The sequence below is a fragment of the Pseudomonas algeriensis genome (assembly GCF_048847255.1).
In the GTDB taxonomy this organism is placed as follows: domain Bacteria; phylum Pseudomonadota; class Gammaproteobacteria; order Pseudomonadales; family Pseudomonadaceae; genus Aquipseudomonas.
Genome location: NZ_JBKKRK010000007.1, coordinates 152,458 through 178,759 on the forward strand (window position 1 = coordinate 152,458; position 26,302 = coordinate 178,759).

The following is a 26,302-nucleotide window of genomic DNA, read 5'->3' on the forward strand; positions in this document are numbered from 1 at the left end:
AGTCTCAGTTGTCGCTGCCTTTGTTGTCGACGCGGTAGCCGAAGCTCAACCCCGTGCCCTGGAACAGCACCACATCGGCCAATTGCCTGGCCAGTTCACCGGCACTTGCAAGCTTGGTCTTGGGCACGAACAGCATGTCTTCCGGTTGCAGATAGGCGATCTGCGACGCGTCGCCGCTCAAGGCTTTCTCCACGTCGTAGTGGCGGGCTTCGACCTGATTGCCGTTGCGGCGCATGATCACCACGGAGTCGAGCCGGGCCTTGACGTTCGTGCCCCTGGCCAGTGTCAGGGCCTCGAGTACCGAGATCGGCCGGCGGATCGGGTAGGAGCCGGGCTGGGCCACTTCGCCGAGGACATAGATTTCGTTGCCGGCGGTGGACTTGAGCAGCACGTCCACCGTCATGTGGCCGGGCAGTTGGGCGTAGCGCTCGTTGAGGAAAGTCTCCAGCTGGCTGACAGTCATGCCTTGCAAAGGCACGGCGCCAATTTCCGGGAAGCTGGCGTAGCCATCCCTGCCCACGGTGATTTCCCGGCTCATGCCCGTGCCAGGGTGAGTCAGGGTGTTGCGCAGCTTCGTCTCGCCGGAGAGCGGGCTCGTCACCAGTACGGTCAATTGGTTGCGATTGGGCTGGAACAACATCTTCTGGTCATAGGCGCGCTGCACCGCCAGGCGCGCCTCGTCGGTGGTCAGGCCGCCGACTTTCACCGAGGTGTTGGCGCCCGGCAGTTCGATACTGCCGTCGGGCATCACCTGTTGCGTGCCGTTGAGCTGGCTGGCGGCGGTGAAGTTCAGGGCAACCTGGTCGCCCGGCTGCACGCGATAAGCCTGGGAAGAGGTGGTGCCGATGTGGAATATCACGTCCAGCACATCCTGGGGCCGCAAGGTCTGCTCGACCTTGGGCATGTCGGTGGCCTGGGCATTGGCCGGCGCCGCGGTGAGGATCTGCACCGGCATCGAGCGGGTATCGGTGTTGCTGGAGCAACCGGCAAGCGGCAGCAACAGCAGGACAAGCATTCTAGCGTTCATCTCGTCATCCTTTTGCAGGCTTACAGGTTGTTGTAGAGCCATTTGGGCATGTAGTACTTGCGGCGGTTGAACACGCTGCCGACCACTTTCGCGCCGGCCTGGGCCAACCTTTGTCGGGTGGCCTGGGCCACTTCCCAGCGGGTGTCTTCGCCGCGCACCACCAGCACCACGCCGTCCACCTGGGTGCTGATCACCAGCGTGTCGGTGGCCGAATACACCGCGTCGGCGTCGATCACCACGAAGCGGTACTGCGCCGCCAGTTGCCGGAACAGCGGGCGCAATCGCTCGGGGCTCAGGCGTTCGGCGTTGTGGCCGAGGCGGCCGTGGGGCAGCACGTCGAAGGGCAGGCTCGACACCTGTACTACGCAGTCCTGCAACAACGGTGGGGACAGGCTGTTGAACAACAGGTCGCTGAAGCCGCGCTCTTTTTGCAGCGAGAGCTGCTGGCTGAGGTTGCGCGGCGACTGGCTGGCGTCCACCAGCAACACCCGGCCATTGCTCATCTGCGCCAGCTGGGCGGACAGCGCCATGGCGCTGGTGCTCGTGCCGGTGCCGGTGTTGGCCGCTGTCATGAGAAGGATCCGCAGATCCGGGTCGAGCACGGTCGAGGTCAGGTTGGTCTCGCTCGGGCTGGCTATGGTCAGGATATTCGTCGAACCGTCCATTTAACTCGCTCCGTGGCCGCTGAACACTTTGAAGGGGGTAATCATCAGGATCTTCAGATCCAACAGCAGGCTCTGCTCGGCGATGTAGCTGAGGTCCAGTTCCACGCGCTGGTCGAAGTCGATATTGCTGCGCCCGGAGATCTGCCACAGGCCGGTCAGGCCGGGGTAGATGCTCAGGCGCACCAAATGGTTGTCCTTGTAGCGATAGGCGTTGAACGAGGTGGGCCGCGGGCCTACCAGGCGCATGTCGCCGGTCACTACATTGATCAGGTTCGGCAGTTCATCGAGGCTGCTGCGTCGCAGGAACTTGCCGATCGGGGTAATGCGCGGGTCGTTGTCGATCTTGAAGTCGATCGCGTCGGCGCCGTGCTTGTTGAGGTGGCGCAGCGACTCTTTCAGGGCCTCGGCATCGACGACCATGGTGCGAAACTTGTACATGCCGAACACGCGCCCGCGATAACCGGTGCGTTTCTGCACGAAAAACACCGGGCCAGGGCTGGAAAACTTGATCAGCAATGCCAGACCCAGCAGCAGCGGGGTGAGCAGTACCAGGATCGCCAGCGCGCCGAGGCAAGCCACGACCCGATTGGTCCGCGAAACCGTCCAGGGCCGACCACCGTCCCGACCGGTGAGCCAGCCACGGCCCTGGCGGTGGATGGCGGCATCCAGGCGTCGGCGATGCTCGGGGTCGACACGTTTGTCGCGTCCGGAGGTGCTGATCGGAATGTCTTGTTCGTGTCGGGTCATAGACTCCTCCGCTGAGGTACGGCCGCAAGCGGCGTGTTAACGATGGGTTGCGCGTAGTAATCGAGGAACCAGTCGACGAAGCGACCCAGGCCGTCATCCAGTGCAATGCACGGTTGGAAACCGGTGGCCCGGGCCAGGTCGCTGGCATCGGCGCAGGTGTTGAGCACGTCCCCCGGTTGCAGGGGCAGCAGCTCGATCCGGGCGGTGCGGCCCAGATGTTTTTCCAGCAGCGCCACGTAGGTTCGCAACGCCACCGGGTGCTGTCCGCCGATGTTGTAGATGCGCCATGGCGCCAGGCTGGTGGCCGGGTCCGGTTGCTCGCGATCCCAGTGGGGCGTTGGCTGCGGCGCACGTTCGATCAACCGGGCGATGCTCTCGACGATGTCGTCGATGTAGGTGAAGTCGCGTTCGTGCTCGCCATGGTTGAACAGCCGCAACACTTGGTTTTGCGCGATGGCCGTGGCGAACTGGATCGGCGACATGTCTGGCCTGCCCCACGGGCCGTACACGGTAAAAAAGCGCAGGCCGGTGCACGGGATGCCGAACAGATGGCTGTAGCTGTGGGCCATCGATTCGTTGGCCTTCTTTGTTGCCGCATACAACGACAGCGGATGATCGACGCCGTCCCGTACCGAATAGGGCGTGCGCTGGTTGGCGCCGTACACCGAACTGGAAGAGGCGTAGATCAGGTGCTTGACCGGATGACGGCGGCAACTTTCGAGAATGTTCAGAAACCCGGCGAGGTTGCTGTCGACATAGGCGCGGGGATTGTCCAGCGAATAGCGCACGCCGGCCTGGGCGGCGAGGTGGATCACCACCTCCGGGCGATGGCTCTGGAAAAGTCCGTCGATCGCCGAGGCGTCGGCCAGGTCGATACGCGCCAAGGGAAATGCGCCGACCTGGTCACGCACCCACGCCACGCGGTCGTGCTTGAGCTGCGGGTCGTAGTAATCGTTGAAGTTGTCCAGCCCGTACACGTGATGGCCATCGCGCATCAACCGCAAGACGCAGTGGGCTCCGATGAATCCGGCGGCGCCGGTCACCAGGACGTTCACGCTTGTGGCTCCGGGGCGCTGGGCACGGTGTGGCGCAAGCCGATGCCACGGTACAGCAGCCCGGCGGCAGCCAGGTGCTCGGGGTTGTAGAGGTTGCGGCCATCGATGATGACCCGGGCGCGCAGCTTGCTCGCCAGCAGGTCGAAATCCACCACGCGAAAATTCTTCCACTCAGTGCAAATCACCAGGGCATCGGTGTCCTCAAGCGTGTCATCGCGGGTGGCGCACAGGTTCAGGTCTTTGCGATAACCGTATAGGCGCCGGCATTCGGACATGGCTTCCGGGTCGTAGGCCTGCACGCGCGCGCCTTCGCGCCAGAGGGCTTCCATCAGGTAGCGGCTCGGGGCTTCGCGCATGTCGTCGGTGTTGGGCTTGAAGGCCAGGCCCCAGATGGCAATCGACTTGCCGGCCAAGCCGTCAGGAAATTGCTGCGCCAGCTTCTCGAAAAGGATGTGCCGCTGGCTGTCGTTCACATCGGTGACGCTGCGCAGCAGGCGCAGCGGCATGCCGCTCTGTTCGGCCGTGTGCAGCAGGGCGCGCAGGTCCTTGGGGAAGCACGAGCCGCCGAAGCCGCAGCCCGGATAGATGAAGTGATAGCCGATGCGTGGGTCCGAGCCGATGCCTTTGCGCACGGCTTCGATGTCGGCGCCCAGGCGTTCGGTGAGGTTGGCCAGTTCGTTCATGAAACTGATGCGGGTGGCGAGCATGGCGTTGGCGGCGTACTTGGTCAGCTCCGCGCTGCGGTTGTCCATGAACATCAGTTTTTCGTGGTTGCGGCAGAACGGCGCGTAGAGCTCGCCCATCTGATCCCGCGCCAGTTGATCGCTGGCGCCGATGATGATGCGGTCCGGGCGCATGCAATCGGCGAGAGCGCTGCCTTCCTTGAGGAACTCCGGGTTGGATACCACACGCACATTCAGCTGTTTAAGGCCCCGACGAGCCAGCGCCTGGCGGGCGCACTCCGCGACTTTATCGGCTGTTCCGACCGGTACGGTCGACTTGATGATCAGGGTGCGGTCACTGTCCATGAAGTCGGCGATCTGGCGGGTCACCGCCAGCACATGGCTCAGGTCCGCCGAGCCGTCTTCGTCGGCTGGCGTGCCGACGGCAATAAAAATCAACTCGCCATGGTTGACCGCATCGCTGGCCTGGCAACTGAACAAAAGCCGGCCGGCCTTGATGTTGTCTTCCAGCAATACGGACAGCCCAGGCTCACTGATGGGCGGTACGGCTTGTTGCAGTTGACGGATCTTGTTCGGGTCGATATCGACGCACAGGACGCGGTGCCCGACGTCGGCCAATGCCGCTGCCTGAATCAGCCCCACATACCCCGTGCCAAATACGCTCACGTCCATTCTAGGCGCGCCTCGCAAACCGGTTGATGTAACTCGGATGAAACTGTTTAGAGGGTATAGCGCAGCTTCAAAAAAACGTGTCAGCAAAATGACAGTTGTCAGTGTTGGCAAATCTCGACGGATTAGGGCTTTTTGATATCAAGTCATTGACTGACTTGGAAAAGCGCCATTTTTAAAGGGCTTTGGAGACGTTTAAGTAACCGATGAACGGTATATATCCATAGATTTTTATGTTTTTGATGCGTCAAAGGTGTCATTTTTGAGGTAACTTTTTTTTGACGCTGCGACCGATCAGTCTCTTTCTTGCGCTTTGAAATCCCGCTGCTAGTGTGCAGAAAACGAACCTTCCATCCGCCGCGCCACCGCCGAGAAAAACATGACCCGATACCTCAAGGAACTGCTGCTGTTGCTGTACCTTTTCAGGGGGCATGACTATTACCTGGAGCGTCTCGCTGCGCTGGGTCTTGGTTTTGCAACGGTGCTGTTCGGTGCGATGTTCCTTGTGCTGGTGCTTGCGTTGTGGATGAGCGCCTACATCCGCCAGACGTTGGTCCGGCATCTGTTTGCCTTGACACTGTTTGCCTCGGCGGTGTTCTTCGAGGTGTATACCCGGGTCACCGACAGTTACCTGACCTACAGCCAGTTCGTGTCGCTGGTGTATTCGGGCGGCTTTATCCAGGAGGCGGCTTATCAGTATCGAGAGGTGATCCTCAGCGCGATGGCGGGCGGCCTGTTGCTGCTGTTGGGCATCGGGCTGAAGCCTCGGCGGCGTTTACCATTGCCCGGTTATGTACCGGTCGCCGCGCCGTTGCTCGGGGTATTGCTGCTCAGTGGTGTGCTGTTCGCAAGGGCGGGCGAGGGCGCCCGTGGTCTACCCGCGATGTATACGCCGCTGGCCTATCTGAACCTGTTTGCCTACGAGGCGCTGCACGACACCGTCGGCGTCCGCGAGCCGGTCAGCTTGGCTCGCCGTTCTCCTGCGATCGAGCACGATATCGTGTTGATCATCGACGAAAGCATCGGTGGCAACTACCTCGATATCAACACCCCGTTCGGTGTGAACAGCGGCCTCAAGACCCCGCCGCCTGGGGTGGACATCTTCAATTACGGTTATGCCGCTTCCATCGCCAATTGCAGCGCCGACACCAACATTACCCTGCGTTATGGCGGTACGCGGGCTGATTACGTGCGTATCAACAGCACGCAGCCGTCAATCTGGCAGTACGCCCATGTCGCGGGCTTGCATACCGTCTATATCGATGCCCAGCGCACCGGCGGCAACTTGCAGAACCTGATGACCGAACAGGAAAAACAAGACATCGACCAATTCATCCAATTCGACCAGGTCCGAGTGCTGGATCGCGACATGGCAGCCGCGGCGCAGTTGATCGAGCTCTTGGGCAATGACCGGGCCGAACTGGTGGTGGTGAATAAAGTGGGGGCGCATTTTCCGGTCCACGACAAGTACCCCGACGAATTCATGAAACACCGTCCGGCCTTGCCCCGGGGGCGGTTCCAGGACGTGGCCGACACCGGCCAGCGCGACGGCTTCAACGGCCAGCAATATGACTGGTTGCTGTATCGCAATGCGTACCAGAACACGCTCCTATGGAACGTCGGCGAGTTCTTCCGGCGCCTGTTGCGTCAAGGCAATCTTCAGAATGCGGTGCTGATCTATACCTCCGATCATGGCCAGGATCTGCATGAGCGTGGCAATCCCGGGCTCAATACGCATTGCGGCGGCGACCCGGTGGAGGAGGAGGGGCTGGTGCCGTTGGTGGTCATCCAGGGCAGTCAGCTGCGCACCTTGGACTGGCGCGGCGCCTGGGCGCAAAACAAGGATCGTTCCAGCCACTACAACATCTTTGCGACGCTGCTTGAGTTGATGGGCTACGACCCGGCGGCGGTCGTGGCGCGCTATGGAAAACCCCTGAGCCAACCCACCGAGGACGACTTCACGTTCAACTACCGCTTCAACGCGCGGCTGGGGGCCAAGCCAGCCTGGAAGCACATCGATCTGGGCAACATCGTCATACCGAAACCGGCCCAGACCGAGATGGCGGCGGGGCATTGAGCGAGCGCCTATCGGGTGGTAGCGATCGGCGTGGTTGGCGCTGGGTCGTACAGCAGCGTGAAGCCCAGGTCGCGGAGCGCGCGGCCAATGAAACGCGAGCCGACATCGTTCAAGTGCGCGTCATCCCGGTAGAGCAGTTGTCCGTCGATGATCGGGCTGCACAGGCCGGCCGGGCAAATCACCTGGTTGGGATCGATGAAGCGCACCTGGGGCAGCCTGGCGCGTATCTGCGTCCAATAGGGCGCCGCGGCGTCCAACCGCGTTGAACACTGCCGAAGAGGAGCGAACATCAAGCGGCGCACCGGGCACGTCGCGGCGTTGTCGATTGGCTGATTGCTGAGAACGACGATGACTTGGCCGGTCCGGTCCGCCACTTGCCGGATGCTTGCCTCGATGACAGCTCCTGCTGCCGGGTCCCGGGGCCAGGCGCCGGCGAGCACCACGTAGGGATACCGGTTCCGCTCGATCAACTGCAACACTTGCTCATTGCGCGCCACGCAGCGTGCCCCGTAACCCGCCGACATCTCGGCGGCGTGGCCGAAGATGGGTGGGCACTTGTCGAGGGTGTAATCCATCAAGGCGATGCCGTTGGGTTCGGCCAGGACATCGACCATGCCGGTGAAATGGTTGGCGAAAGAGTCTCCGACCATCACGCCGTCGATCTGCGCCTTGCGTGCCCCGAGGTGGCACGCCGGATCGGGCGCGGCGTTGTAGCGCGCATTGGGCATGTGGCAGCGCTCACGCAGTTTGTTCGGTTCGGTCAGGCTCATCGCTTCAAGGATCGACACCTGCGGTACGAAACGCTGCGGGAACCCCTGCCATTGCACGCTCAGTACAGCCAGCACGGCCAGCCCCAACGCTGGAACCATGAACCGACGGCCAAATGCGCGGGTGAACGGCAACAGCGCCCCGGTTCGTCGAAAGGGGACTTCGACAAAATGCCAGGAACCCCAGGCCAGTAGCGTCGCCACTGCCATCAGGCCCAGCCCCAGCGGGAGCGTGATGTTGACATCCAGATATCTCAGGTACGCAATCAAGGGCCAATGCCAGAGGTAAAGCGAGTAGGAAATCAGACCAACAAATACCATCGGCCGGTTGGTCAGCCAGCGCGAGCGTGTTCCGCCGCTGCCAGCGAGGATCAACAGCGCCGCCCCCAGGCAAGGTATAAGCGCATTGAGGCCGGGAAAGGTTGTTTCCGGACTCAGTGCAAACAATGAATAGGCAATCGATCCGGCTCCCGCCAGCGCCCAGATCCGGCCCACCCCGTCACTGAACGTACGTGGCTGCGCGAGATAAATCGCCAACGTCGCCCCCAGCAGCAGTTCGAAAAAACGTGTGGGCAGCAGATAGTAGGAGGCAGAGGGAACGAGGGTCGTGGCGTACTGCGAAACGCCAACCGTCACGACAACGCCGATGCACATCAGCGGCAGCAAGTAGCGGGGTGCCCATCGACACAGCATCAGCATCAGCAGCGGCCAGAGCAGGTAGAACTGTTCTTCGATGCCCAGTGACCAGGTATGCATAAGTGGGGCTTCGCTGGCGTCCGCCGCGAAATAATTTCCGTACTTCATCCAGATATAGATATTCGAAACACCGAGCAGGGAAGACAGCGCGCTGATGTTCAGTCGGGTCAGGTCGACCGGAGACAGGATGAAGATCCCGGCGATCACGCTCGCCACCACCACCGTCGTCAGCGCCGGTACGATGCGGTTGATGCGCCGCTGATAAAAACGCTTCATGGAGAAGGTGTTCTGTTGGATCTCGCTGAACACCTGGGACGTGATGAGGAACCCCGAGATGACGAAAAAAATGTCCACCCCGACGAAGCCGCCTGGTAAGAGGCTGGCGTTGAGGTGATGGATAAACACGGCGATCACCGCAACAGCGCGAAGACCATCGATATCGGGGCGATATTGGGTGTGAGGCATGGCGGCGATCGTCCGTGAAAGGAGGAATCCTTGATGCGTCATGTTAATGACGATTGCGCCGACAGCCTTTAACGGCGCGCGTTAGTTATTGATCAATAGCAGAAAGTTGATGAAGCGCAAGATTATCCGGCGCGTCAGGCAGGGGTGGCGACCAGTGGTAACGGAAACTGCCGATGGCGTCGGCCAATGGCCGTGGCCCTCGATTCCGCTATCCTGAGAGCCAATGGTTTTACCCAATGAGCCTTTCAATGCTTGAAGTTCGAGAAGTATTCAAAAGCTACCCAACCCCCCAAGGTCTTTTGCCGGTGTTGCAAGGCATCGACCTGACCTTGCCCCCCGGCAGCAGCTTGGCGCTGATGGGCGAATCGGGCAGTGGCAAGAGCACCTTGTTGCACCTGGTTGCCGGCCTGGACAAGGTCGATCGCGGCAGTATTCGCAGCGGCGGGTATCGGCTCGACGGCATGAGTGAACATGAGTTGGCGAACTGGCGGCGCACGGAAATCGGCCTGGTGTTCCAGCAGTTCAACCTGATCAGCAGCTTGCCGGTGGAAGACAACCTGGCGTTCCAGGCGCGCCTGTGTGGGCGTTTCGACGCGGCCTGGCAAACGCATCTGGTGCAGCGGCTCGGGCTGTCGCAGCTGCTGCGGCGTTATCCCGAGCAGCTTTCCGGCGGGCAGCAACAACGGGTCGCCCTGGGCAGGGCGCTGGCGTCACGTCCGCCGTTACTGTTGGCCGACGAACCCACTGGCAATCTGGACGAAGCCACCAGCGACGAAGTGCTGAAGCTGTTGCTGGAATTGCTCGACGGCAGCCCGACCAGCCTGTTGATGGTCACCCATAGCCAGCGGGTAGCGGCGCGCCTGGCCCATCGGGTGGTATTGCAGGGCGGGCGCCTGGCAGAGGCGACCCAGGGGTGATGATCGTTCGCCAGACCCTCAAGGCGCTGCTCAGCCATTGGCGCCGGCACCCGGTGCAGTTTTTCAGTGTATTGACCGGGCTTTGGCTCGCCACCAGCCTGCTGACTGGTGTGCAGGCGTTGAACAGTCAGGCCCGCGACAGCTACGCCCGGGCCAGTCAGTTGATCGGCGGCGAACCCCAGGCCAGCTTGAGCGCCCCCGGCGGTGGCACGTTCGCGCAGCAATGGTTCATCGACCTGCGCCGCCAGGGCTGGCCGGTGTCGCCGGTGTTGCAGGCGCGAGTGACGCTCCAGGGGCACGAAGACCTACGCCTGCAATTGATGGGGATCGACCCGGTGTCGCTGCCGCCGGGTTCGGCTGTGGCGGGGCAGGCGCGGGAGATTGCCGAGGTGGTGGAATTTTTCACAGGTGCCGGCCACACCTGGATTGCACCGCAGACATTGCAGGCCCTGGGGTTGAAGGAAGGCGACAGCCCCCGCACCGTTGATGGCCAGGCCCTGCCACCCTTGCACGTGCAGCCGGACATGGCCCCGGGCGTGCTGCTGATGGACATCGGTTTTGCTCAAGCGCTACTTCGGATGCCGGACCAGCTTTCACGATTGGTACTGCCCAGCACCTACACCGCCGCCTTGCCCGAGGCCTTCAACGGGCTGTTGCAATTCAAGCGCGCCGAGGACGAAAACAACCTGTCGCGCCTGACCGAAAGCTTCCACTTGAATCTCGACGCACTGGGGTTTTTGTCCTTCGTGGTGGGCCTGTTCATCGTCCATGCCGCCATTGGCCTGGCCCTGGAGCAACGCCGCGGCCTGCTGCGGACCCTGCGGGCCTGCGGCGTCAGCGCGCGGGTGCTGATCAGCAGCCTGGCGCTGGAACTGGGCGCACTGGCCCTGCTGGGCGGGATCGCCGGCGTGCTCAGTGGTTATTGGCTGGCCAGCCTGTTGTTGCCTGATGTAGCGGCGAGCCTGCGAGGTTTGTACGGCGCCGAAGTCCCCGGACAACTGAACCTCAGTCCCTGGTGGTGGCTGGGCGGTATCGGCCTGGGCCTGCTCGGCGCTGTACTGGCCGGCGCCCAGAGCCTGTTGCGCGCCGCTCGCCTGCCGTTGTTGGCCCTGGCCAATCCCCAGGCCTGGCACCAGGCCCATGCGCGTTGGTTGCGGCGCCAAGGTGGGGTGGCGCTGTTGGCGGCGCTGGTCGCCGCGTTGGCGCTTGCCTGGGGCGACAGCCTGGCGAGCGGTTTTGTCCTGATGGCCGCATTGTTGCTGGGCGCGGCGTTGGCCTTGCCGGTGTTGCTCAACGCCGTATTGAACCGACTGCTGCGCCGCAGCCGTTCGGTGCTCGGCCAATGGTTCCTCGCCGATTGCCGTCAACAACTGCCGACGCTGAGCCTGGCACTGATGGCGCTGCTACTGGCGTTGGCGGCGAACATCGGCGCTGGCAGCATGACGTCGGGGTTTCGCCAGACGTTCAGTGACTGGCTCGAGCAGCGACTGACCGCCGAGCTGTACATCAACCCGCAAACGCCGGCCCAGGCGGCCGAACTGCACGACTGGCTCAACCAGCAACCCACGATCACCGCCGTGTTGCCCAACTGGCAGGTGTCGATGCCGTTGCAAGGTTGGCCGACGGACATCTACGGTATTATCGATCACTCGTCCTATCGCCAGCACTGGCCGTTGCTGGAGTCCGCCGGTGACCAAGCCTGGCAGCAACTGGCAACAGCCGACACGCTGATGCTCAGCGAACAGCTGGCTCGGCGCCTGAAGGTGCGGATCGGCGACCGCTTGAGCTTGCCGACCCCGCAAGGGCCCTGGACCCCAAGGGTTGTCGGGATTTATGCCGACTACGGCAACCCCAAGGGCCATGTGCTCATCAACGCCGAACATTTACGGGCGCATTGGCCGCAGTTGGCACCCAATCGCTTCAATCTGCGTATCGAGCCGTCGGCGATTCCCCCGATGCTGGCGGCGTTGCAAGACCGCTTCAATCTGGATGACAACCGCATTGTCGATCAGGCTCGACTCAAGGGCTGGTCTACCCAAGTGTTCGAACGCACCTTTGCCGCCACGGCGGCGCTTAACAGCTTGACGCTGGCGGTGGCTGGCGTTGCGCTGTTCATCAGCCTGCTGACCCAGAGCCAGAGTCGCCTCAGTCAGTTGGCGCCGTTATGGGCATTGGGAATCACGCGGCGGCAATTAATGCTGCTCAACCTCGGACAGACCTGGCTGCTGGCGTTGCTGACGCTGCTGCTGGCCCTGCCGCTGGGCATTGCCCTGGCCTGGTGCCTGGACGCGGTCATCAATGTCCAGGCCTTTGGTTGGCGCCTGCCATTGCGCATCTTTCCGATGCAATTGGCGCAGTTGCTGGGCCTGGCGATGTTCGCCACGCTGCTGGCATCGGCCTGGCCGCTCTATGCGTTGTACCGCACGCGGCCGGCGGACCTGCTGAGGACTTTCGCCCATGAGGATTAGAATCGGCCTGGTGTTGCTGGCACTGCTCGGCGGTTGTGACAACGCAACGCCTCCGGACAAGGGCTTTGCAGGGCTGGGTACCGAGGCTGTCGCCTTTACGCCGGTGGTACCTGGGCGCGTGTTCAGCTTTCCAGCCGATCATGGTGCGCATGAAGGCTTTCGCATCGAGTGGTGGTACGTCACCGCCAATCTCAAGGACGTCGAGGGGCGGGATTTCGGTGTGCAGTGGACGCTGTTCCGCAGCGCCCTGGATGCCTCGCCTCCGGCCAGCGGTTGGCGCAACCAGACGATCTGGCTCGGCCACGCCGCCGTCACGTCCGCCACCGTCCATCACGCCGCCGAGCGCTACGCCCGGGGTGGAGTGGGGCAGGCCGGGGTGCGTACCACGCCCTTCGAGGCCTGGATCGACGACTGGCGATTCGGTACTCAAGCCGCTGGCCCGGACCCGCTCGCAGACATGCAGTTGCAGGCGCGCGGGCCGCGCTTCAGCTACGACCTGCGGCTGACGTCGAGCCGTCCACTGGTGCTGCAGGGCAACCAAGGCTTCAGTCAGAAATCCGAGCAAGGCCAGGCCTCGTACTATTACAGCCAACCGTTTTTTCGAGCCGGTGGTCACTTGGAAATCGATGGCCAGCGCTATCAGGTCAGTGGCCCGGCCTGGCTCGACCGGGAATGGAGCAGCCAGCCCCTGACGGAAAACCAGACCGGGTGGGACTGGTTTTCCTTGCACCTGGACAAAGGCGAGCACGTGATGCTCTACCGCATGCGCCACAAGGACGGTGAGCCGTACCTCACCGGCACCTGGATTGACGCCCAAGGCCAGGCGACGACACTGGCCGCCAGCCAAATCAGCCTCACACCGCTGGACACCGCCGAAGTTGCGGGAAGGCCCATGCCAGTGAGCTGGTCAATCAGGATTCCCGGCAAGCAATTCGATATCACCACGCGAGCCCTGAACCCCAATGCCTGGATGAACCTTCGCATCCCGTATTGGGAGGGGCCGGTGCAACTGAGCGGCAGCCATGGTGGCACCGGTTATCTGGAAATGACGGGGTATTGATTCGTCGGAACTCCCTGCGTTCATCGCCCCTCATACCTATGAATGCCTCGCGGGAGTCCGTCATGAGCGATGACATCAAACAACCGTCGCTGGCCAACTGGCAGCGGCTATTCGACGACAAGGCTTATTGGCAGGAGTCGCCTGATGCTCATTTCACTGAGCTGATGCGGCTCGCCGACGACCTGTTCGGCCTGGGAGAGATTGACCTGGACCGGTGGCAAGATTTGAAAACCAAGGCTGAGGAGCTCCACCAACGCTCGCCAGATGCCAACGTTGCCGAGGAAATGGCAGACCCCGACGCTTGATACCTTTCAAGCCAACCCAAGGAGTTCGTGATGAAGTCCAGCCATGATCAAACCCAGCAGAACCCCGACGCCCCGGCCTTGCCCGGTGAAGTGGAGCGTGACAACGACGCTTTGCGGCCCAACGACCCGGCCAAGCGCGAACAGCAGCAGGGCAACCCCGATGCGCAGGAAACCGACGCGCAGAAAACAGCAAGGCGCAAATAACGCTGCCGGGATCAGGCTGCCTTGCCATCCTCATAAAGAATAATTTAAGCCTGGCTCACGCACATCCCTCGCAAGCTCCACTATCATTGTTTGCGTTCGCCCAGTGCCAGGCTCTTTACCAGTGCATGGAATGCCGAGGCCGTCGCACTGGGCGAACACCCGTGAGGCTTAGCTTGTGACGGGGGTGCGCCAGTCATCGGAGCCCGAAGTGCCGCTCACCTCGTGAGTCCAGGTGATCTTGCGGTAGGTGAAGTGGACGTCCTCCAAATGGGTGAAGTGGCTGTTGCCAGGGTCCTGGCAATTAAGCATGTAGTCGTTCATATCAACGATGATCGCGTCTTCCAAAGTGGTGGTGTAGTAGTGTTCCTGGGTGCCCGCGGCCGAGGTGCGATACCACTGGATTTCGACTTTTGTCAGCCGTTCGCCGCTGGTCAGGGCTGCCTGGAGCAGCGGCGAGGCCTTGTCGAACACCTTGGTGATGACCAAGGGTTTGTGTATGCGCTGGCCGGTTGGCTGCCCGGACTGAGGGTCGCGGGGGATAGTCACCTGGTGCTGGAAACCCTGCACCATGATCTGGTCTTCATGACCTTCCTGATAAGTATTGCCCACCGAGTCGGCGGTGAACGCTCCGGCGGTGATCAGACCTTGTTTGGTGCCTTCGATGGACATGTAAGCGGGGGTAGCCAATGGATGCTCTCCTTCCTGGATAACGGGATGCCGGGGCGGGAATCGTCCCGAGGCGGCTGACCGTTATCAAGAGCTATGCCATCTTTAGAAAATATTTAAAAATCAATCAGTTGTAGGTTTTCTGCGATTGGGTATAGCGACAAAGTCGCGAAATTCACGCAGAAGGTTGCACCGCGCTCCACGTTCCATTGCCCACGCAGCGCAGGGCGCCTGCCTCGGGCAACGAACAGCAACGACAGGGCATGGCCGATGAGCTGTTGTGCCATTTCCTGCTCTTTATTCGTGGCTCGCTTGCTGAGCGCCCAACGCCAACAGGCATTCCTCGAGGGAGCGCTTTTGTGTCTCGGCGTACAACCCCAACTCATCGATGGCCGGCCGTCCCAGTGCAGTTTCGAACGCTTGTCGATTGGATTGCCCTGCGTAGTGACTCTGGGCGGCGTCGCCAAGGTTCGACTGGAATATCCCGGCGGCGCTGACCGGCAGGAAATCTTCGTAGACCAGCGGTTCGGCGCGCAGATAGCCCTGTTCCAACAGGCGTTCCAGCGAGACATTCGGTTCCATCGCGCCTTTGGCGGCAAGCCCCGCCGGCGTCACCAAATAGCGGAAGTAAGCCAGCGCCTGTCGGCGCAATGATTGGTGATCATCGGGAAACTGAGCAAAGTGTTCGGCCATCAGCGCGTTGTAGCGTTCGGCATTGGCTTCATTGGGAAATCCGCCCAAGGCATCCCGCGCAGCATTCAACAGTTGGTCGTAGAGCGCCCGTCCTTTTGGCGTAAGAGCCGCGCCACGTTGTTCGATTTCCCCGAAACGGGCGCTGTGGCTGCCCTGGGATTGGGGTTGGTCAGTGAACGCGACGGGTTCATCGAGCGCCTTGAAGCTGGTCTGGCGCAGCAGGATCGGGCACCGACGACGCGGTGGCCCCTCGACCACCGCTTTGGGCGTGATGCCATGCAGCGGCATCTGGGCCTGGACGACGTCGATGTCCAGCGTCCGCGGCGTGAGGTGGTTGATGTGCGGCCCCTTGAACGCCACGACATCGGCGATCAGGCGATGCTGGGCGCTGAGTTGTCGGTATTGATGGGCGGTAACGGTGGCGCTGTGATGCCAGCGAAAAGTCTCCAGCGCTTGCAGGACAAAATCGTCAGCCTGGGGTTGCGTCAGGCCGCCCTGGCGTTCGGCCAGATCGATCAGTTCAAGGGCGCCCGGGGTGAAGATTTTCCGTCTGGCCAGCACCGACTCGGCAAAGGTCCGCAGCTCGCTGTTTTCGATCAATTCCAGGCGCAACAGCGACGTAAATACTCGGAACGGGCTTATTTGCAGCGACTTTTCATGAACGGCGCGGAAGGCCGTTGAGTGCACTGGCACCCCAGCCGGCGTCAGGTCGTAGTAACCCACCGGCTGCATGCCCATGACCGCGAACAGCCGGCCCAGCATCGCCAGTTCCGAGGCGGTGCCGACGCGGATCGCGCCATGGCGTTCCATGTCCAGGCGTTGAAGTTCGCCGGTGCTGCTCAGGTGCTCGGCCAGTGATGGGTCGTTGGCCAGTGCCTGGGCGTTGGTTTGCTCCACGAGGTTCATCAATGCCCCATACAACGGGACCTCGTCGCGGTACATGTCGGACATCGCCTTGGAGAAGCGTTGGCGGATCAAGTCGGGGCTGACGAAGCTCATCGTAAGGATTCCTGGCGAGGGCTGTGGGAAAGTTGGACGAAAGATCGCAGCCTTCGCCAGTGCCGGCAAACGAAGAATCTTCAGGACTTCATTCTGCCAAGGACTGATGGGTGGCTCATTTCAGCCCTGCATCTTCCTCACTGCCCTAATCCCTCAAGAAAGTCCCGATACAGCGCCGCGGTCTTGCCGGGTTTTTCAACCATGGGCATGTGCCCCACGCCTTCCCAGATTTCCACTCGCAGGTCGGCGATGCCCTTGCTCCACACCGGCACACTGCTGACGTCGATCAGCCGGTCCTTGCGTCCCCAAAGCAGTAATGACGGTGCGCGGATATCGTCCAGGCGAGGCTCCATCGCCGGGCTGGCGCGCAAGTCGACGAAAATCTCCGCCAATTCCTCCCGGCGCTGCTCGTAACGCTGGGCCAACGCCGCGAGTACAACGCTGGGCAGCCACGGCGGGGATGCCATGGTCATGGCATAGAAGGGCGCAAAATCATCCCGGGAGTGGACCAGAAACGGGTTGTGGCCGGCGGCAAGGTGACGCTCCATGTCGCTGGGCTCGGGAGCAGTGACGCCGGCCGGGTCGATCAGCGCGAGGGTCAGCACTCGTTCAGGCGAAGTCGCCGCCAGCCACGCCGCAAGGTGGCCGCCCATGGAGTTGCCGATGACGTGGACCTTGTCCAGGCCGCAGGCATCGAGCAGTTCGATGACTCGCCGGGCCTGGGTCGGGATGTCGTAGCCGCCGCCGGCCTTGAAGCCGGTTTCGCCATGGCCGGCCAAGTCTGGTATGACTACCCGGTACTGGTTGACGAAGTGCCGGGCGAAGCGCAGCCACAGGTTCTTGTCGGCGCTATAGCCATGCAACATCAGGATGCTGCCGGAGGCTTCGTAAGGCCCGCCTTGCCAGGTCGACACGGTCATTTCGCTGATGGGCACGGTGATTTTGTGCAGCCGATAAAGGCGCGCTTCCAAGGCCATACCCAGGTCGTACAACACATGTCCGATGCCTGGATACGTCAGCCAGCTCCAGACGATGAACACGGCGAGGACCACCCACAACACCAGCATGTCTTTACCTCCATGGGTCATGGTGGATTCGACCCGCCTCCTGAGTCGGCGGCGTCATTACGTAAGTGAAGCTCAAACCTGGGGATACCGCGACGACGGGGCGGGTTTGCTGTGAAACACGCGATGTCGGCCAGCGAATCTCCTTTTTCATGTATAGCCAAGATTCATGGAGAACGTTGAAAGCGTCAGTGGTCGAGTCGGCCGGCGGTAGCGCACTGGCTTTTGCGGCAAGGGAGCTTGCTCCCGCTGGGCTGCGCAGCGGCCCCAAAAGGGGCTGGCGTGGTGATCAGGAACACCACGTCGGCCGTTCAACGACTGCTGCGCAGCCGAACGGGAGCAAGCTCCTCGCCACAAAACCGAGTTCGCTTTTTGATTGTGGCGTTTAATATACCCAAACCTCCACCCGCCGATTCCGGACCCTTCCTTCGTCTTCGCTGTTGGCCGCCACCGGCATCAACGCGCCGAATCCGCGTACCTCGCGCAAGGTCACGCCGTATTTGACCAGTTCGCGCCGCACCGCCATGGCCCGAAGCCTGGACAGCAGGTCGGCTCGCGCCGGGTCGTCCTTGAGATCGCCGAAACCTACCAGGGTCACGCGCCGGTCGGCCTTGCCGTGCTGCTTGATGTAATCGAGTACGCGGCCCAGGTCTTGTTGGGCCTTGTTGTCCAGGCTGGCACTGCCTTCTTCGAAACGAAAATTCACCGTCAAGCGCTGGGCATGGCGGCTCAGGGCCTGATAACCCTCTGGCATCAGCGCGTTGGGGGTGACGGACATCGCTTGTACGGTCTGGGCAATGAACCCGTTCGCTGCAACGATGGCCTGGCCCTGTTCGCTTTGGGTGAAATCGACCAGAGCCTCGGCCCAGGGATTGCTCTGCAGAGGGGGTAGGTAAAAGAACAATCGTCGGGACAGGGGATAGTCCTCGGTGGCAATCAGGTTGTTCAGCGGCAACATCGGCTGGGAATCGCCGTCGACAATTGCCAGGGGCTTGGCCTGCCTTACGTAGGGCAAACCGATAAAACCGATACCCTGCGGGTCCTGGCTGACAGCGTCCGACAACTGCTCACTGGATTCGAAGCGCCGAGCTGTAGGATCCAGCTTTTTCCCTTGTCGGTTGAGTACCAGTTCCTTGAAGGTATCGTAGGTCCCGGACTGCTCGTCCCGCGCATACAGGTGGATTGCCCCGCCGACACTCCCCACGGCTTCCCAGGTTTTCGCCTCGCCACTGAAAATGCGCGCCAGTTGCCGGGTGTCGAGCTGTCGCAACGGGTTTTGTGGATGAAGAATGATCGCCAGGCCGTCGATGGCGATGACTTGCTCGGCGGTAGGACTTTTCAGGTCTCCAAGGGCCGCCAGGTCGTGCAGTTCGCTGTCCTTGACCGGCCGGGAAGAGGCGGCCAGGTCGGCGTTGGCTTGCTTGAGGGCGGTGAATCCGGTGCTGGAGCCGTGGGCGGCGATCTCGACTGAGACTCGCTGGCCTTCGGCGGTTTGTCCGACGATGCGTTGCTCGTTGTCGCGGCCGGTAATTTCAGTGCTGACCTTGAGCAATCCCTGGTCTTCCATCAGGCCTCGGACCAGGGCCGGCCCCAACGCCGCGCCAATGGTGTTGGAGCCCTGCAGGCGCAGGGCGGGGCCGTGTTCAGGAATGGGCAAACGGCCGGCCCATGCCACGCACGGCAGCCAGAGGCCCAGGAAAAACACAACGCACAGCCGCATGCCGGCCACCTTCTGACCTTGGGAAATGCCGGAAGATTAAGTCAGTCGGGTTACTGAAAGATGACAGCGGTGCGACGCCGGCCAATAACCGGCGCAGCAACTGTGGCAGCGAGTCTGCTCGCGATGACGGCAGCACAGTCAGTATTGATGTGGCAGATAAACCGCTATCGCGAGCAAGCTCGCTTCCACAGGGCAGCCTTTGGAGGGAATCCGAAGGCTGGGATTCAGTTCAATTCCAACCAGATCGGCGCATGGTCCGACGGCTTTTCCATGCCCCGCAGTTCATAGTCCACGCCGGCGTCCTTGACCCGTGGCAGCAAGCCCCGGGACGCCAGGATCAGGTCGATGCGCAGGCCGCGCTTGGGTTCGTCTTCGAAACCACGGCTGCGATAGTCAAACCAACTGAAGCGGTCGGTGACGTCCGGGTTCAAGTGGCGGAAGCTGTCCACCAGGCCCCAGTTCTTCAGGCGAGCCATCCATTCGCGCTCTTCCGGCAGGAAGCTGCATTTGCCGGTTTTCAACCAGCGCTTCATGTTGTCCGGGCCGATGCCGATGTCGCAATCCTCGGGGGAAATGTTCACGTCGCCCATCACCACGACCGGTTGGTCGTTGCTGAAGCGGGCTTCCAGCAGTTGTTGCAAGTCGCTGTAGAAGCGCTCCTTGGCTGGGAACTTGGTGGGGTGATCGCGGCTTTCACCTTGTGGGAAATAGCCGTTCATGATGGTCACCGGCGCACCGTTGGCATCGGCAAACGTGCCCCAGATGAAGCGCCGCTGGGCGTCTTCGTCGTCGGTCTCGAAGCCTTTGTGCAAGCTCAGCGGAGGCTGGCGAGAGAGCAGGGCGACACCGTAATGGCCTTTTTGCCCGTGGTAGTGCACGTGATAACCGAGGGCTTGCACCTCGGCCAGTGGGAACTGTTCATCGTGGACCTTGGTTTCCTGCAACCCGATCACGTCCGGCTGGTGCTTGTCGATCAGTGCCGCCAACTGATGGGGACGGGCTCGCAGGCCGTTGATGTTGAAGGAGACGATCTTCATGGTCGGCTGTCCTGGCAAAACTGCGATGCTAGCTGACATGTGGGAGCGGAGCCAGCGTGGCAGTAGGACAAATGCACTGCTAATGTCCTTGGCATGTAGGAACGATCGCAACCCTGCCGGGTTCGTAGTCAATAAGAGCAGGGCCTCACCGAGCCCGCCCAGGAGACGCAACGCCATGCCTGAAACCGCCACTGCTGATATCCACATGCTCGACAGCGGTTATTCCCGCGAAGCGCGTTCATTGCTGTATCAGGCTTATCGCCACGAGCCGACCTTCAGCTACCTGTTCGAGTCCGAGCGTCCCGGTTACGAGCAGCGGGTGCGGGCGACCGTGCGAGAGCTGGTCAAACAGCATTTCTTCCAGGATCTGCCGGCGATCGGTCTGTTGGTGGACGATCGCTTGATCGGCATCGCGCTGATTGCCCCACCGCAGCGCCGCCTGGGTATTACCGAAAGCTGGGCCTGGCGCCTGCGCATGGTCTTGAGCACCGGATTTCGCTGTACCCGGCGGTACTTGGAGTACCACGCCGCGGTGCTGGCCTGCCTGCCGTCGGAGGCGGTGCACGTATTGCCGTTGTTGGGGGTTCATCCGCAATTCCAGGGCAAACACTACGGTGAGCAGTTACTCGAAGCAGTGCATAACTGGTGCGCCGTGGACGAGCATTCCCAAGGCGTGGTGCTGGACACGGGAAACTCCCGTTACCTCGAATTTTATAAACGCCAGGGTTACGAGGAAATTGGCGAAGTCGCCGTAGGACCGATCCGCGAGCATGTGTTCTTTCATGCGAACCCGCAGGTTCTGCGGAGCGCGACGGCTTAATCAGACGAACTTTTGGGAATCGTCTGGCTCTATCAGGCTCCCAACCTCGTGATAGCATCCGCGCCATGAACTTCCCAGGACGAATGACCGGTGGCGCGCTCTTGCTGTCTCTCAGCTGCGTGGCGCTGGCACAAAGTGAATTGGATGTGCGGGTCAAACCGTCCAATGATGAACTCAAGGCCAACATAGAAGGCTACATCGGTGGTGTGGGCGACCGTGATGAAGAAGCGTTGCTGCGCTTCAGTCGCGGCGCCGAAGAGCAGGCGCGCAAAGCGGCCCAGGCGCTGGGCTACTACCAGCCGCAGATCGACAGCGAGGTCAAGGCGGGCAAGGCGCCGCGCCTGATCCTGACCATCGACCCCGGCGAGCCGGTGCACTTGCGTCATGTCACGATCCGCATCGACGGCCCAGCGTCATCGCTCGAGGGGTTTCGCGTGCCCGGCGGCGCGGGCCTCAAGCCAGGCGCTGTGCTCAATCACGGTCGATATGAAGACGCCAAGCGGACGATCCAGAACCAGGCCTCGCGCTATGGTTTTTTCAGCGGACGCTTCGTCAGCCAGACGTTGCGCGTGGATCCGCAGGCCGGTATTGCCGATATCGAGTTGATCTACGACAGCGGCCAGCGCTACGCCCTGGGGCCGGTCAGTTTCGAAGGCGACACGCCCTTCGACGAAGACCTGCTGCAACGCATGGTGCCGTTCAAGGCGGGCGCGCCCTACGACTCCGAGCTCATTGCCGAACTCAACCAGGCTTTGCAATCGAGCGGCTATTTCGAAGGTGTTCGCGTCGATGCAGCACCCACCGCGGCCACCGACAACGTGATCCCGGTGGCGGTCAAACTCGATACTCGCAAGCCGCGCACCATGGGCCTGGGCCTGGGTTTCTCCACTGACGTCGGGCCACGGGCCAAGGCCAACTGGACGCGTCACTGGGTCAACCCGCAGGGGCACAGCTACGGCTGGGAAGCGGAAGTCTCGGCGCCCCGGCAGAACGTCGGCCTCTGGTATGACGTGCCGCTGGACCCGCCGCTGACCGACAAGCTGCGCTACGCCGGCGGCTATCAATATGAAGAACTGGCCGGCACCGACACCCTCAGCAAACTGCTGACCGTCGGGCCGGAATGGCACAGCAAGTTGCCCAGCGGCTGGCAGCGGGTGGTGTCGCTCAAATGGCAGCGCGAGGAGTACCGTCTCGGTGACGATTCGGGCCTGAGCACGTTGCTGATGCCGGGTGTGAGCTATTCGTACCTGCGCAGCGATAACCGTATCGACCCGCACAATGGCTATCGGCTGCAATTTGACACCAAGGTCGCCAAGGAGGGGTTGGGGTCGGACAATAACCTTTTGTACGGCACCGCCATGGTCAAGGGCCTGACCACCGTGTTCGACAAGCATCGCCTGCTGGCGCGCGCCCAGATTGGCGGCAGCGCCACCAATGGCTACAAATCGATTCCGCCGTCCCTACGGTTCTTTGCCGGCGGCGACCAGAGCGTGCGCGGCTACGACTACCAGAGCCTGTCGCCGGAGAACTCCGAGGGCGACCGTATCGGCGGCCGCTACATGGTGGCCGGCAGCCTCGAGTATCAGTATTCAGTCGCGGAAAAATGGCGGGTCGCAACCTTTGTTGATCAGGGCAACTCTTTCAACAGTCTCGAGCTGCCGAGCCTGAAGACCGGCGTCGGCGTCGGCGTGCGCTGGGTGTCGCCGGTCGGCCCGATCCGCCTCGACCTGGCCCACGCGCTGGACGACGACGGCGGCATTCGATTGCACTTTTCCATGGGGCCAGAGTTGTGAATCGCGGTTTGAAGATAACGTTGCTGGCCCTCGGCGGGCTGCTGGCGGCGCTCGTGCTCGTGTCGAGCATCGTGTTGGGCACGGCGTTCGGAAGCCGCTGGGCACTCGGCCTGGTGCCGGGCCTGACCGTGGAGAATTTCCAGGGGCGGTTGGGCGGGCAATGGAGTGCCGACCGGGTGCTGTGGCAGCAGGACGCCAGCCGGGTGGAGCTTCATCAGCCGATCTTCGCCTGGTCGCCGTCGTGCCTGCTGCGCATGACCCTGTGCATCGATCAGCTCAAGGCCGACAACGTTGCGGTGCAACTGCCGGCCTCTACCGACGAGCCGAGCAGCGGTCCGATCAGCCTGCCGGACCTGGACTTGCCCCTGGCGATCGAGCTGGGTGACGTCCAGGTGGGCAGCCTGTCGTTCAACGGCAGCGAGCAACTCAAGGGCCTGCAACTGGCGGCGCACTGGACCGCCGAGGGTTTGCAGATCGACTCGGTGCAACTGCAACGCGACGAACTGAGCCTGAAACTCTCCGGCCTGTTGCAGCCGCATGGTGATTGGCCGCTGAGTGCCGCGGGCCAGCTGACGTTGCCGGCACCGGGTGCGACGCCTTGGGCGCTGGATCTGAAAGTCGATGGCGAGTTGCTCAAGACCCTCAATCTGGCCGCCGACAGCAGCGGCTATCTGCAAGGCCGCCTGACCGGCGAGCTGCAACCCCTGGCGGATAACCTGCCGGCCAAGGTGCGCATCACTGCCGATGGCTTCAAGGCCAGCGCCGATTTACCGGACACGCTGCTGCTCGACCAGGTGGAATTGACCGGCGAAGGTGACCTCAAAAAGGGTTACCAGTTGCATGGCAAGGCGAGCCTTCGCGCCGAAAAAAAACCGGTGGCGTTGCTGTTGCAGGGCAAGGTGGACGCCAATGGTGCGCAGATCGCCGGCCTTGATCTTGACGCCGGCGACCAGCAAAGCCTCAAGCTCACCGGGCGGTTGGATTGGCGCGAGGGCCTGAGCGCCGAAGCGGAAGTGGCTTGGCTGGATTTCCCCTGGCATCGCCTCTATCCGCTGATCGAAGAACCGCAAGTCACGCTGCGCAGTTTCAATGGCGAGGTCTCGTACACCGATGGCCAATACCTCGGCAACTTCCAGGCGGCGTTGGACGGTCCGGCCGGGGCGTTCAGCCTCGACAGCCCGTTCAGTGGCGACCTGACGCAAATCCACCTGCCGCAGCTCAAGGTCGCCGCCGGGGAGGGCAAGGCCGAGGGGCACTTGAGCCTGCAATTTGCCGACGGCATCGCTTGGGATACGGCGCTGCAATTGTCGGCCATCAACCCGGCGTATTGGCTTGGCGAGCTTCCCGGCACGCTGGCTGGGCCGTTGCGCAGTAAAGGCGCGATGAAAAACGACCGCCTCGAACTCGACGCGGACCTGGACCTCAAGGGCAAGCTGCGCGGCCAACCGGCGATGTTCCAGGCCAAGGCAAACGGTGCAGGCGAGCAATGGAACCTCGGCGCCCTGGACATTCGCCTGGGCGACAATCGCATCAACGGCACCGCAAGCCTGCAACAGAAGCTCAGCGGTCAGATCGACATCAAACTGTCACGGCTGGCCCAACTCTGGCCGCAATTGCGTGGCAAAGTCTTCGGACGCGTCGACCTGGCCGGAACGCTCAAGGCGCCCCAAGGCAAGCTCGGTGTGCAAGGCACGCAATTGGCTTTTCAGGACAACCGCCTGCAAAGCCTGAACCTGGACGCGACGCTCGACAGTGCGCAGCGGGGCAAGGTCGACCTGAAGGCAAGCGGCATCCGGGCCGGCGAAACATCGCTGGGCGTGTTGACGGTCAGCGGACAGGGCGACATCAAGCAACAGAGGCTCAATCTCGACCTGCAAGGGCCCCAGTTGGAAACCAACTTGGCTCTTGATGGTTCGCTCGACCAAGGCAACTGGCGCGGACGCCTTGCCAAGGGAGATGTACAAGTCGGCGGGCAAACCTGGCGCTTGCAGGCGCCGGCCAAATTGGAGCGCCTGGCCAACGGCACGCTGAACTTCGGTGCTCACTGTTGGCGATCCGGCCCGGCCAGCCTCTGCGGCGAGGATCAGCGCCTGATGCCGGAGCCGAAGCTGCGCTATCACCTCAAGCAATTCCCCATCGAAAGCCTGGCCCAGTGGATGCCCAAGGACTTCGGCTGGCAGGGCCGGCTCAATGCCGACCTGCAATTGGACTTGCCGGCCAGCGGCCCAAGCGGTCGAGTGTTGGTGGATGCCAGCGGCGGTACGTTACGGATTCGAGACAAAGAGCAGGGCAAGGGGCAATGGTTGGATTTCCCCTATCAGACCCTGACGCTCAACAGCCGCCTGACGCCCACGCGCATCGATACGGACGTCAATTTCGTCGGCGAGAGGCTGGGTGAACTGACGCTTCAGGCGCGAATCAATCCGTTGCCGGCCAGCAAACCGTTGAGCGGCACCTTCCGGCTGAGCGGTCTGGACCTGTCGGTAGCCCGGCCGTTCGTGCCGATGGTGGAAACCCTGACCGGTCGTTTGAACGGCAGCGGCACGCTGTCCGGTGGCTTGCTCGCGCCCCAGGTCAACGGCAACCTCGTGCTCAGTGACGGCGAAGTCTCCGGCCCGGAGCTGCCGGTCAGCCTCGAAGCCCTGCAAATGCGAGCGATGATCGCTGGCGAAACCGTACGGCTCGATGGTGATTGGAAAAGTGGCAAGAGCGGGCAAGGGCGACTGACGGGAAACATCGGCTGGGGCGAGGCCCTGACCCTGGACCTGGCGCTCAAGGGCTCGCAACTGCCGGTCACCGTCGAGCCTTACGCGGTGCTGGATGTCGCGCCAGACCTGAACATCACGATGCAAGGGGAGCGGCTTTCGGTTGCGGGCAAGGTCCTGGTGCCCAAGGGCGAGATCACCATACGCGAGCTGCCGCCGTCTACGGTCAAGGTCTCGGATGACACGGTGATCGTCGGCCACCAGACCGAACAGGGCGAGGTGCCGATGGCCATGGCGATGGACATCGATGTGATCGTCGGCCAGGAAAAACTCGCCTTCTCAGGTTTCGGCCTGACGGCCAATGTGCAAGGGCAGGTCCACATCGGCGACAACATGGACACACGCGGCGAGCTGTGGCTCAACGACGGCAAATACCGAGCCTATGGGCAACGGCTGACGGTGCGTCGGGCGCGATTGTTGTTCGCCGGGCCGATTGACCAGCCGTACCTGGACATCGAGGCGATCCGCCAGACCGACGATGTGATCGCCGGCATCCGCCTGAGCGGCAGCGCCGAACAGCCAGCCACGCAGATTTTCTCGGAGCCGGCCATGAGCCAGGAGCAGGCGTTGTCCTACCTGGTGCTGGGCCGGCCGTTGAGCACCACGGGGGAGGACAACAACATGCTCGCCCAGGCAGCGCTGGGCCTGGGCTTGATGGGCAGCTCCGGAGTGACCACCAGCCTGGCCAACAATCTGGGGATCGAAGATTTCCAGCTCGACACCCAAGGCAGTGGCAACGACACCAGCGTGGTCGCCAGCGGCAACCTGTCGGAAAAACTCAGCCTGCGCTATGGCGTGGGTGTGTTCGAACCGGCCAATACCATCGCGTTGCGCTACAAGCTGAGCAAAAAGGTCTACCTCGAAGCCGCGAGCGGCGTCGCCAGTTCGCTGGATATCTTCTACAAGCGCGATTTCTGATTCCTTCCCAAAAAACAGAATC

The 26,302-nt window shown here is 62.1% G+C and carries 21 protein-coding genes; 9 read left to right on the forward strand and 12 right to left on the reverse strand.

The window, feature by feature from the left end; translation table 11 throughout:
* Positions 1-4 precede the first annotated feature (4 nt).
* From ACLK1G_RS13040 to ACLK1G_RS13060, 5 genes are read right to left on the reverse strand one after another with little or no spacing between them, the layout of a single operon-like run.
* Positions 5-1,027, reverse strand: coding sequence for a polysaccharide biosynthesis/export family protein (locus tag ACLK1G_RS13040; RefSeq protein ID WP_420765794.1), 1,023 nt, complete (start codon positions 1,025-1,027; stop codon positions 5-7).
* 20 nt (positions 1,028-1,047) lie between these two features.
* A complete protein-coding gene (locus ACLK1G_RS13045; RefSeq protein ID WP_420765795.1) occupies positions 1,048-1,692 on the reverse strand; it encodes a CpsD/CapB family tyrosine-protein kinase in 645 nt (214 codons plus the stop codon).
* Positions 1,693-2,439 carry a sugar transferase gene (locus ACLK1G_RS13050; protein ID WP_420765796.1) on the reverse strand — a complete coding sequence of 249 codons (747 nt, stop codon included), beginning with the start codon at positions 2,437-2,439 and terminating at the stop codon, positions 1,693-1,695. It lies immediately after the preceding gene.
* Complete coding sequence (locus ACLK1G_RS13055; RefSeq protein WP_420765797.1) at positions 2,436-3,494, reverse strand: NAD-dependent epimerase; 1,059 nt, start codon at positions 3,492-3,494, stop codon at positions 2,436-2,438. The genes ACLK1G_RS13050 and ACLK1G_RS13055 overlap by 4 nt, the downstream gene beginning before the upstream one ends.
* Positions 3,491-4,849: a UDP-glucose dehydrogenase family protein gene (locus ACLK1G_RS13060; protein ID WP_420765798.1), complete on the reverse strand. Its 1,359-nt coding sequence runs from the start codon at positions 4,847-4,849 to the stop codon at positions 3,491-3,493. The genes ACLK1G_RS13055 and ACLK1G_RS13060 overlap by 4 nt, the downstream gene beginning before the upstream one ends.
* 376 nt (positions 4,850-5,225) lie before the next feature.
* Between ACLK1G_RS13060 and ACLK1G_RS13065 the strand changes: the two genes are divergently transcribed.
* Positions 5,226-6,923 (forward strand): sulfatase-like hydrolase/transferase, encoded by a 1,698-nt coding sequence (locus ACLK1G_RS13065; RefSeq protein ID WP_420765799.1) that lies wholly within the window; start codon positions 5,226-5,228, stop codon positions 6,921-6,923.
* Positions 6,924-6,931: 8 nt separating this feature from the next.
* Here the strand turns inward: ACLK1G_RS13065 and ACLK1G_RS13070 are convergent, their stop codons facing one another.
* Positions 6,932-8,851, reverse strand: a complete 1,920-nt coding sequence (locus ACLK1G_RS13070) for an acyltransferase family protein (RefSeq protein WP_420765800.1) — start codon at positions 8,849-8,851, stop codon at positions 6,932-6,934.
* 248 nt (positions 8,852-9,099) lie between these two features.
* On the opposite strand from ACLK1G_RS13070, the gene ACLK1G_RS13075 reads away from it, so the two are divergent.
* The 5 genes from ACLK1G_RS13075 to ACLK1G_RS13095 all read left to right on the forward strand — a co-directional run bounded on the left by ACLK1G_RS13075 (position 9,100) and on the right by ACLK1G_RS13095 (position 13,805).
* Positions 9,100-9,768: an ABC transporter ATP-binding protein gene (locus tag ACLK1G_RS13075; RefSeq protein ID WP_420765801.1), complete on the forward strand. Its 669-nt coding sequence runs from the start codon at positions 9,100-9,102 to the stop codon at positions 9,766-9,768.
* Complete coding sequence (locus ACLK1G_RS13080) at positions 9,768-12,236, forward strand: FtsX-like permease family protein (protein ID WP_420765926.1); 2,469 nt, start codon at positions 9,768-9,770, stop codon at positions 12,234-12,236. The genes ACLK1G_RS13075 and ACLK1G_RS13080 overlap by 1 nt, the downstream gene beginning before the upstream one ends.
* On the forward strand, positions 12,226-13,296 hold the full coding sequence (locus ACLK1G_RS13085) for a lipocalin-like domain-containing protein (protein ID WP_420765802.1): 1,071 nt from the start codon (positions 12,226-12,228) through the stop codon (positions 13,294-13,296). The genes ACLK1G_RS13080 and ACLK1G_RS13085 overlap by 11 nt, the downstream gene beginning before the upstream one ends.
* 62 nt (positions 13,297-13,358) lie before the next feature.
* Positions 13,359-13,601, forward strand: a complete 243-nt coding sequence (locus ACLK1G_RS13090; protein WP_420765803.1) for a hypothetical protein — start codon at positions 13,359-13,361, stop codon at positions 13,599-13,601.
* Positions 13,602-13,631: 30 nt separating this feature from the next.
* Positions 13,632-13,805, forward strand: coding sequence for a hypothetical protein (locus ACLK1G_RS13095; RefSeq protein ID WP_420765804.1), 174 nt, complete (start codon positions 13,632-13,634; stop codon positions 13,803-13,805).
* Between the two features lie 168 nt (positions 13,806-13,973).
* On the opposite strand, the gene ACLK1G_RS13100 is transcribed toward ACLK1G_RS13095, so the two are convergent.
* From ACLK1G_RS13100 to xthA, 6 genes are all read right to left on the reverse strand, one after another.
* Complete coding sequence (locus ACLK1G_RS13100) at positions 13,974-14,492, reverse strand: Hcp family type VI secretion system effector (RefSeq protein WP_420765805.1); 519 nt, start codon at positions 14,490-14,492, stop codon at positions 13,974-13,976.
* A 95-nt stretch (positions 14,493-14,587) separates the two neighbouring features.
* Positions 14,588-14,758: a hypothetical protein gene (locus ACLK1G_RS13105; RefSeq protein WP_420765806.1), complete on the reverse strand. Its 171-nt coding sequence runs from the start codon at positions 14,756-14,758 to the stop codon at positions 14,588-14,590.
* A gap of 10 nt (positions 14,759-14,768) precedes the next feature.
* Positions 14,769-16,163: a 2-oxoadipate dioxygenase/decarboxylase HglS gene (gene hglS / locus ACLK1G_RS13110; RefSeq protein ID WP_420765807.1), complete on the reverse strand. Its 1,395-nt coding sequence runs from the start codon at positions 16,161-16,163 to the stop codon at positions 14,769-14,771.
* A 137-nt stretch (positions 16,164-16,300) separates the two neighbouring features.
* The gene (locus ACLK1G_RS13115; RefSeq protein WP_420765808.1) at positions 16,301-17,230 is read right to left on the reverse strand and encodes an alpha/beta fold hydrolase; all 930 of its coding nucleotides are present in this window, start codon (positions 17,228-17,230) and stop codon (positions 16,301-16,303) included.
* 382 nt (positions 17,231-17,612) lie between these two features.
* Positions 17,613-18,947: a substrate-binding domain-containing protein gene (locus tag ACLK1G_RS13120; RefSeq protein ID WP_420765809.1), complete on the reverse strand. Its 1,335-nt coding sequence runs from the start codon at positions 18,945-18,947 to the stop codon at positions 17,613-17,615.
* 224 nt (positions 18,948-19,171) lie between these two features.
* Positions 19,172-19,984, reverse strand: coding sequence for an exodeoxyribonuclease III (xthA, locus tag ACLK1G_RS13125; RefSeq protein WP_420765810.1), 813 nt, complete (start codon positions 19,982-19,984; stop codon positions 19,172-19,174).
* Positions 19,985-20,159: 175 nt separating this feature from the next.
* On the opposite strand from xthA, the gene ACLK1G_RS13130 reads away from it, so the two are divergent.
* From ACLK1G_RS13130 to ACLK1G_RS13140, 3 genes are all read left to right on the forward strand, one after another.
* A complete protein-coding gene (locus ACLK1G_RS13130) occupies positions 20,160-20,804 on the forward strand; it encodes a GNAT family N-acetyltransferase (RefSeq protein ID WP_420765811.1) in 645 nt (214 codons plus the stop codon).
* Positions 20,805-20,869: 65 nt separating this feature from the next.
* Positions 20,870-22,597, forward strand: coding sequence for an autotransporter assembly complex protein TamA (locus ACLK1G_RS13135; RefSeq protein WP_420765812.1), 1,728 nt, complete (start codon positions 20,870-20,872; stop codon positions 22,595-22,597).
* Complete coding sequence (locus tag ACLK1G_RS13140) at positions 22,594-26,280, forward strand: translocation/assembly module TamB domain-containing protein (protein ID WP_420765813.1); 3,687 nt, start codon at positions 22,594-22,596, stop codon at positions 26,278-26,280. The genes ACLK1G_RS13135 and ACLK1G_RS13140 overlap by 4 nt, the downstream gene beginning before the upstream one ends.
* The last annotated feature ends 22 nt before the right edge of the window (positions 26,281-26,302 follow it).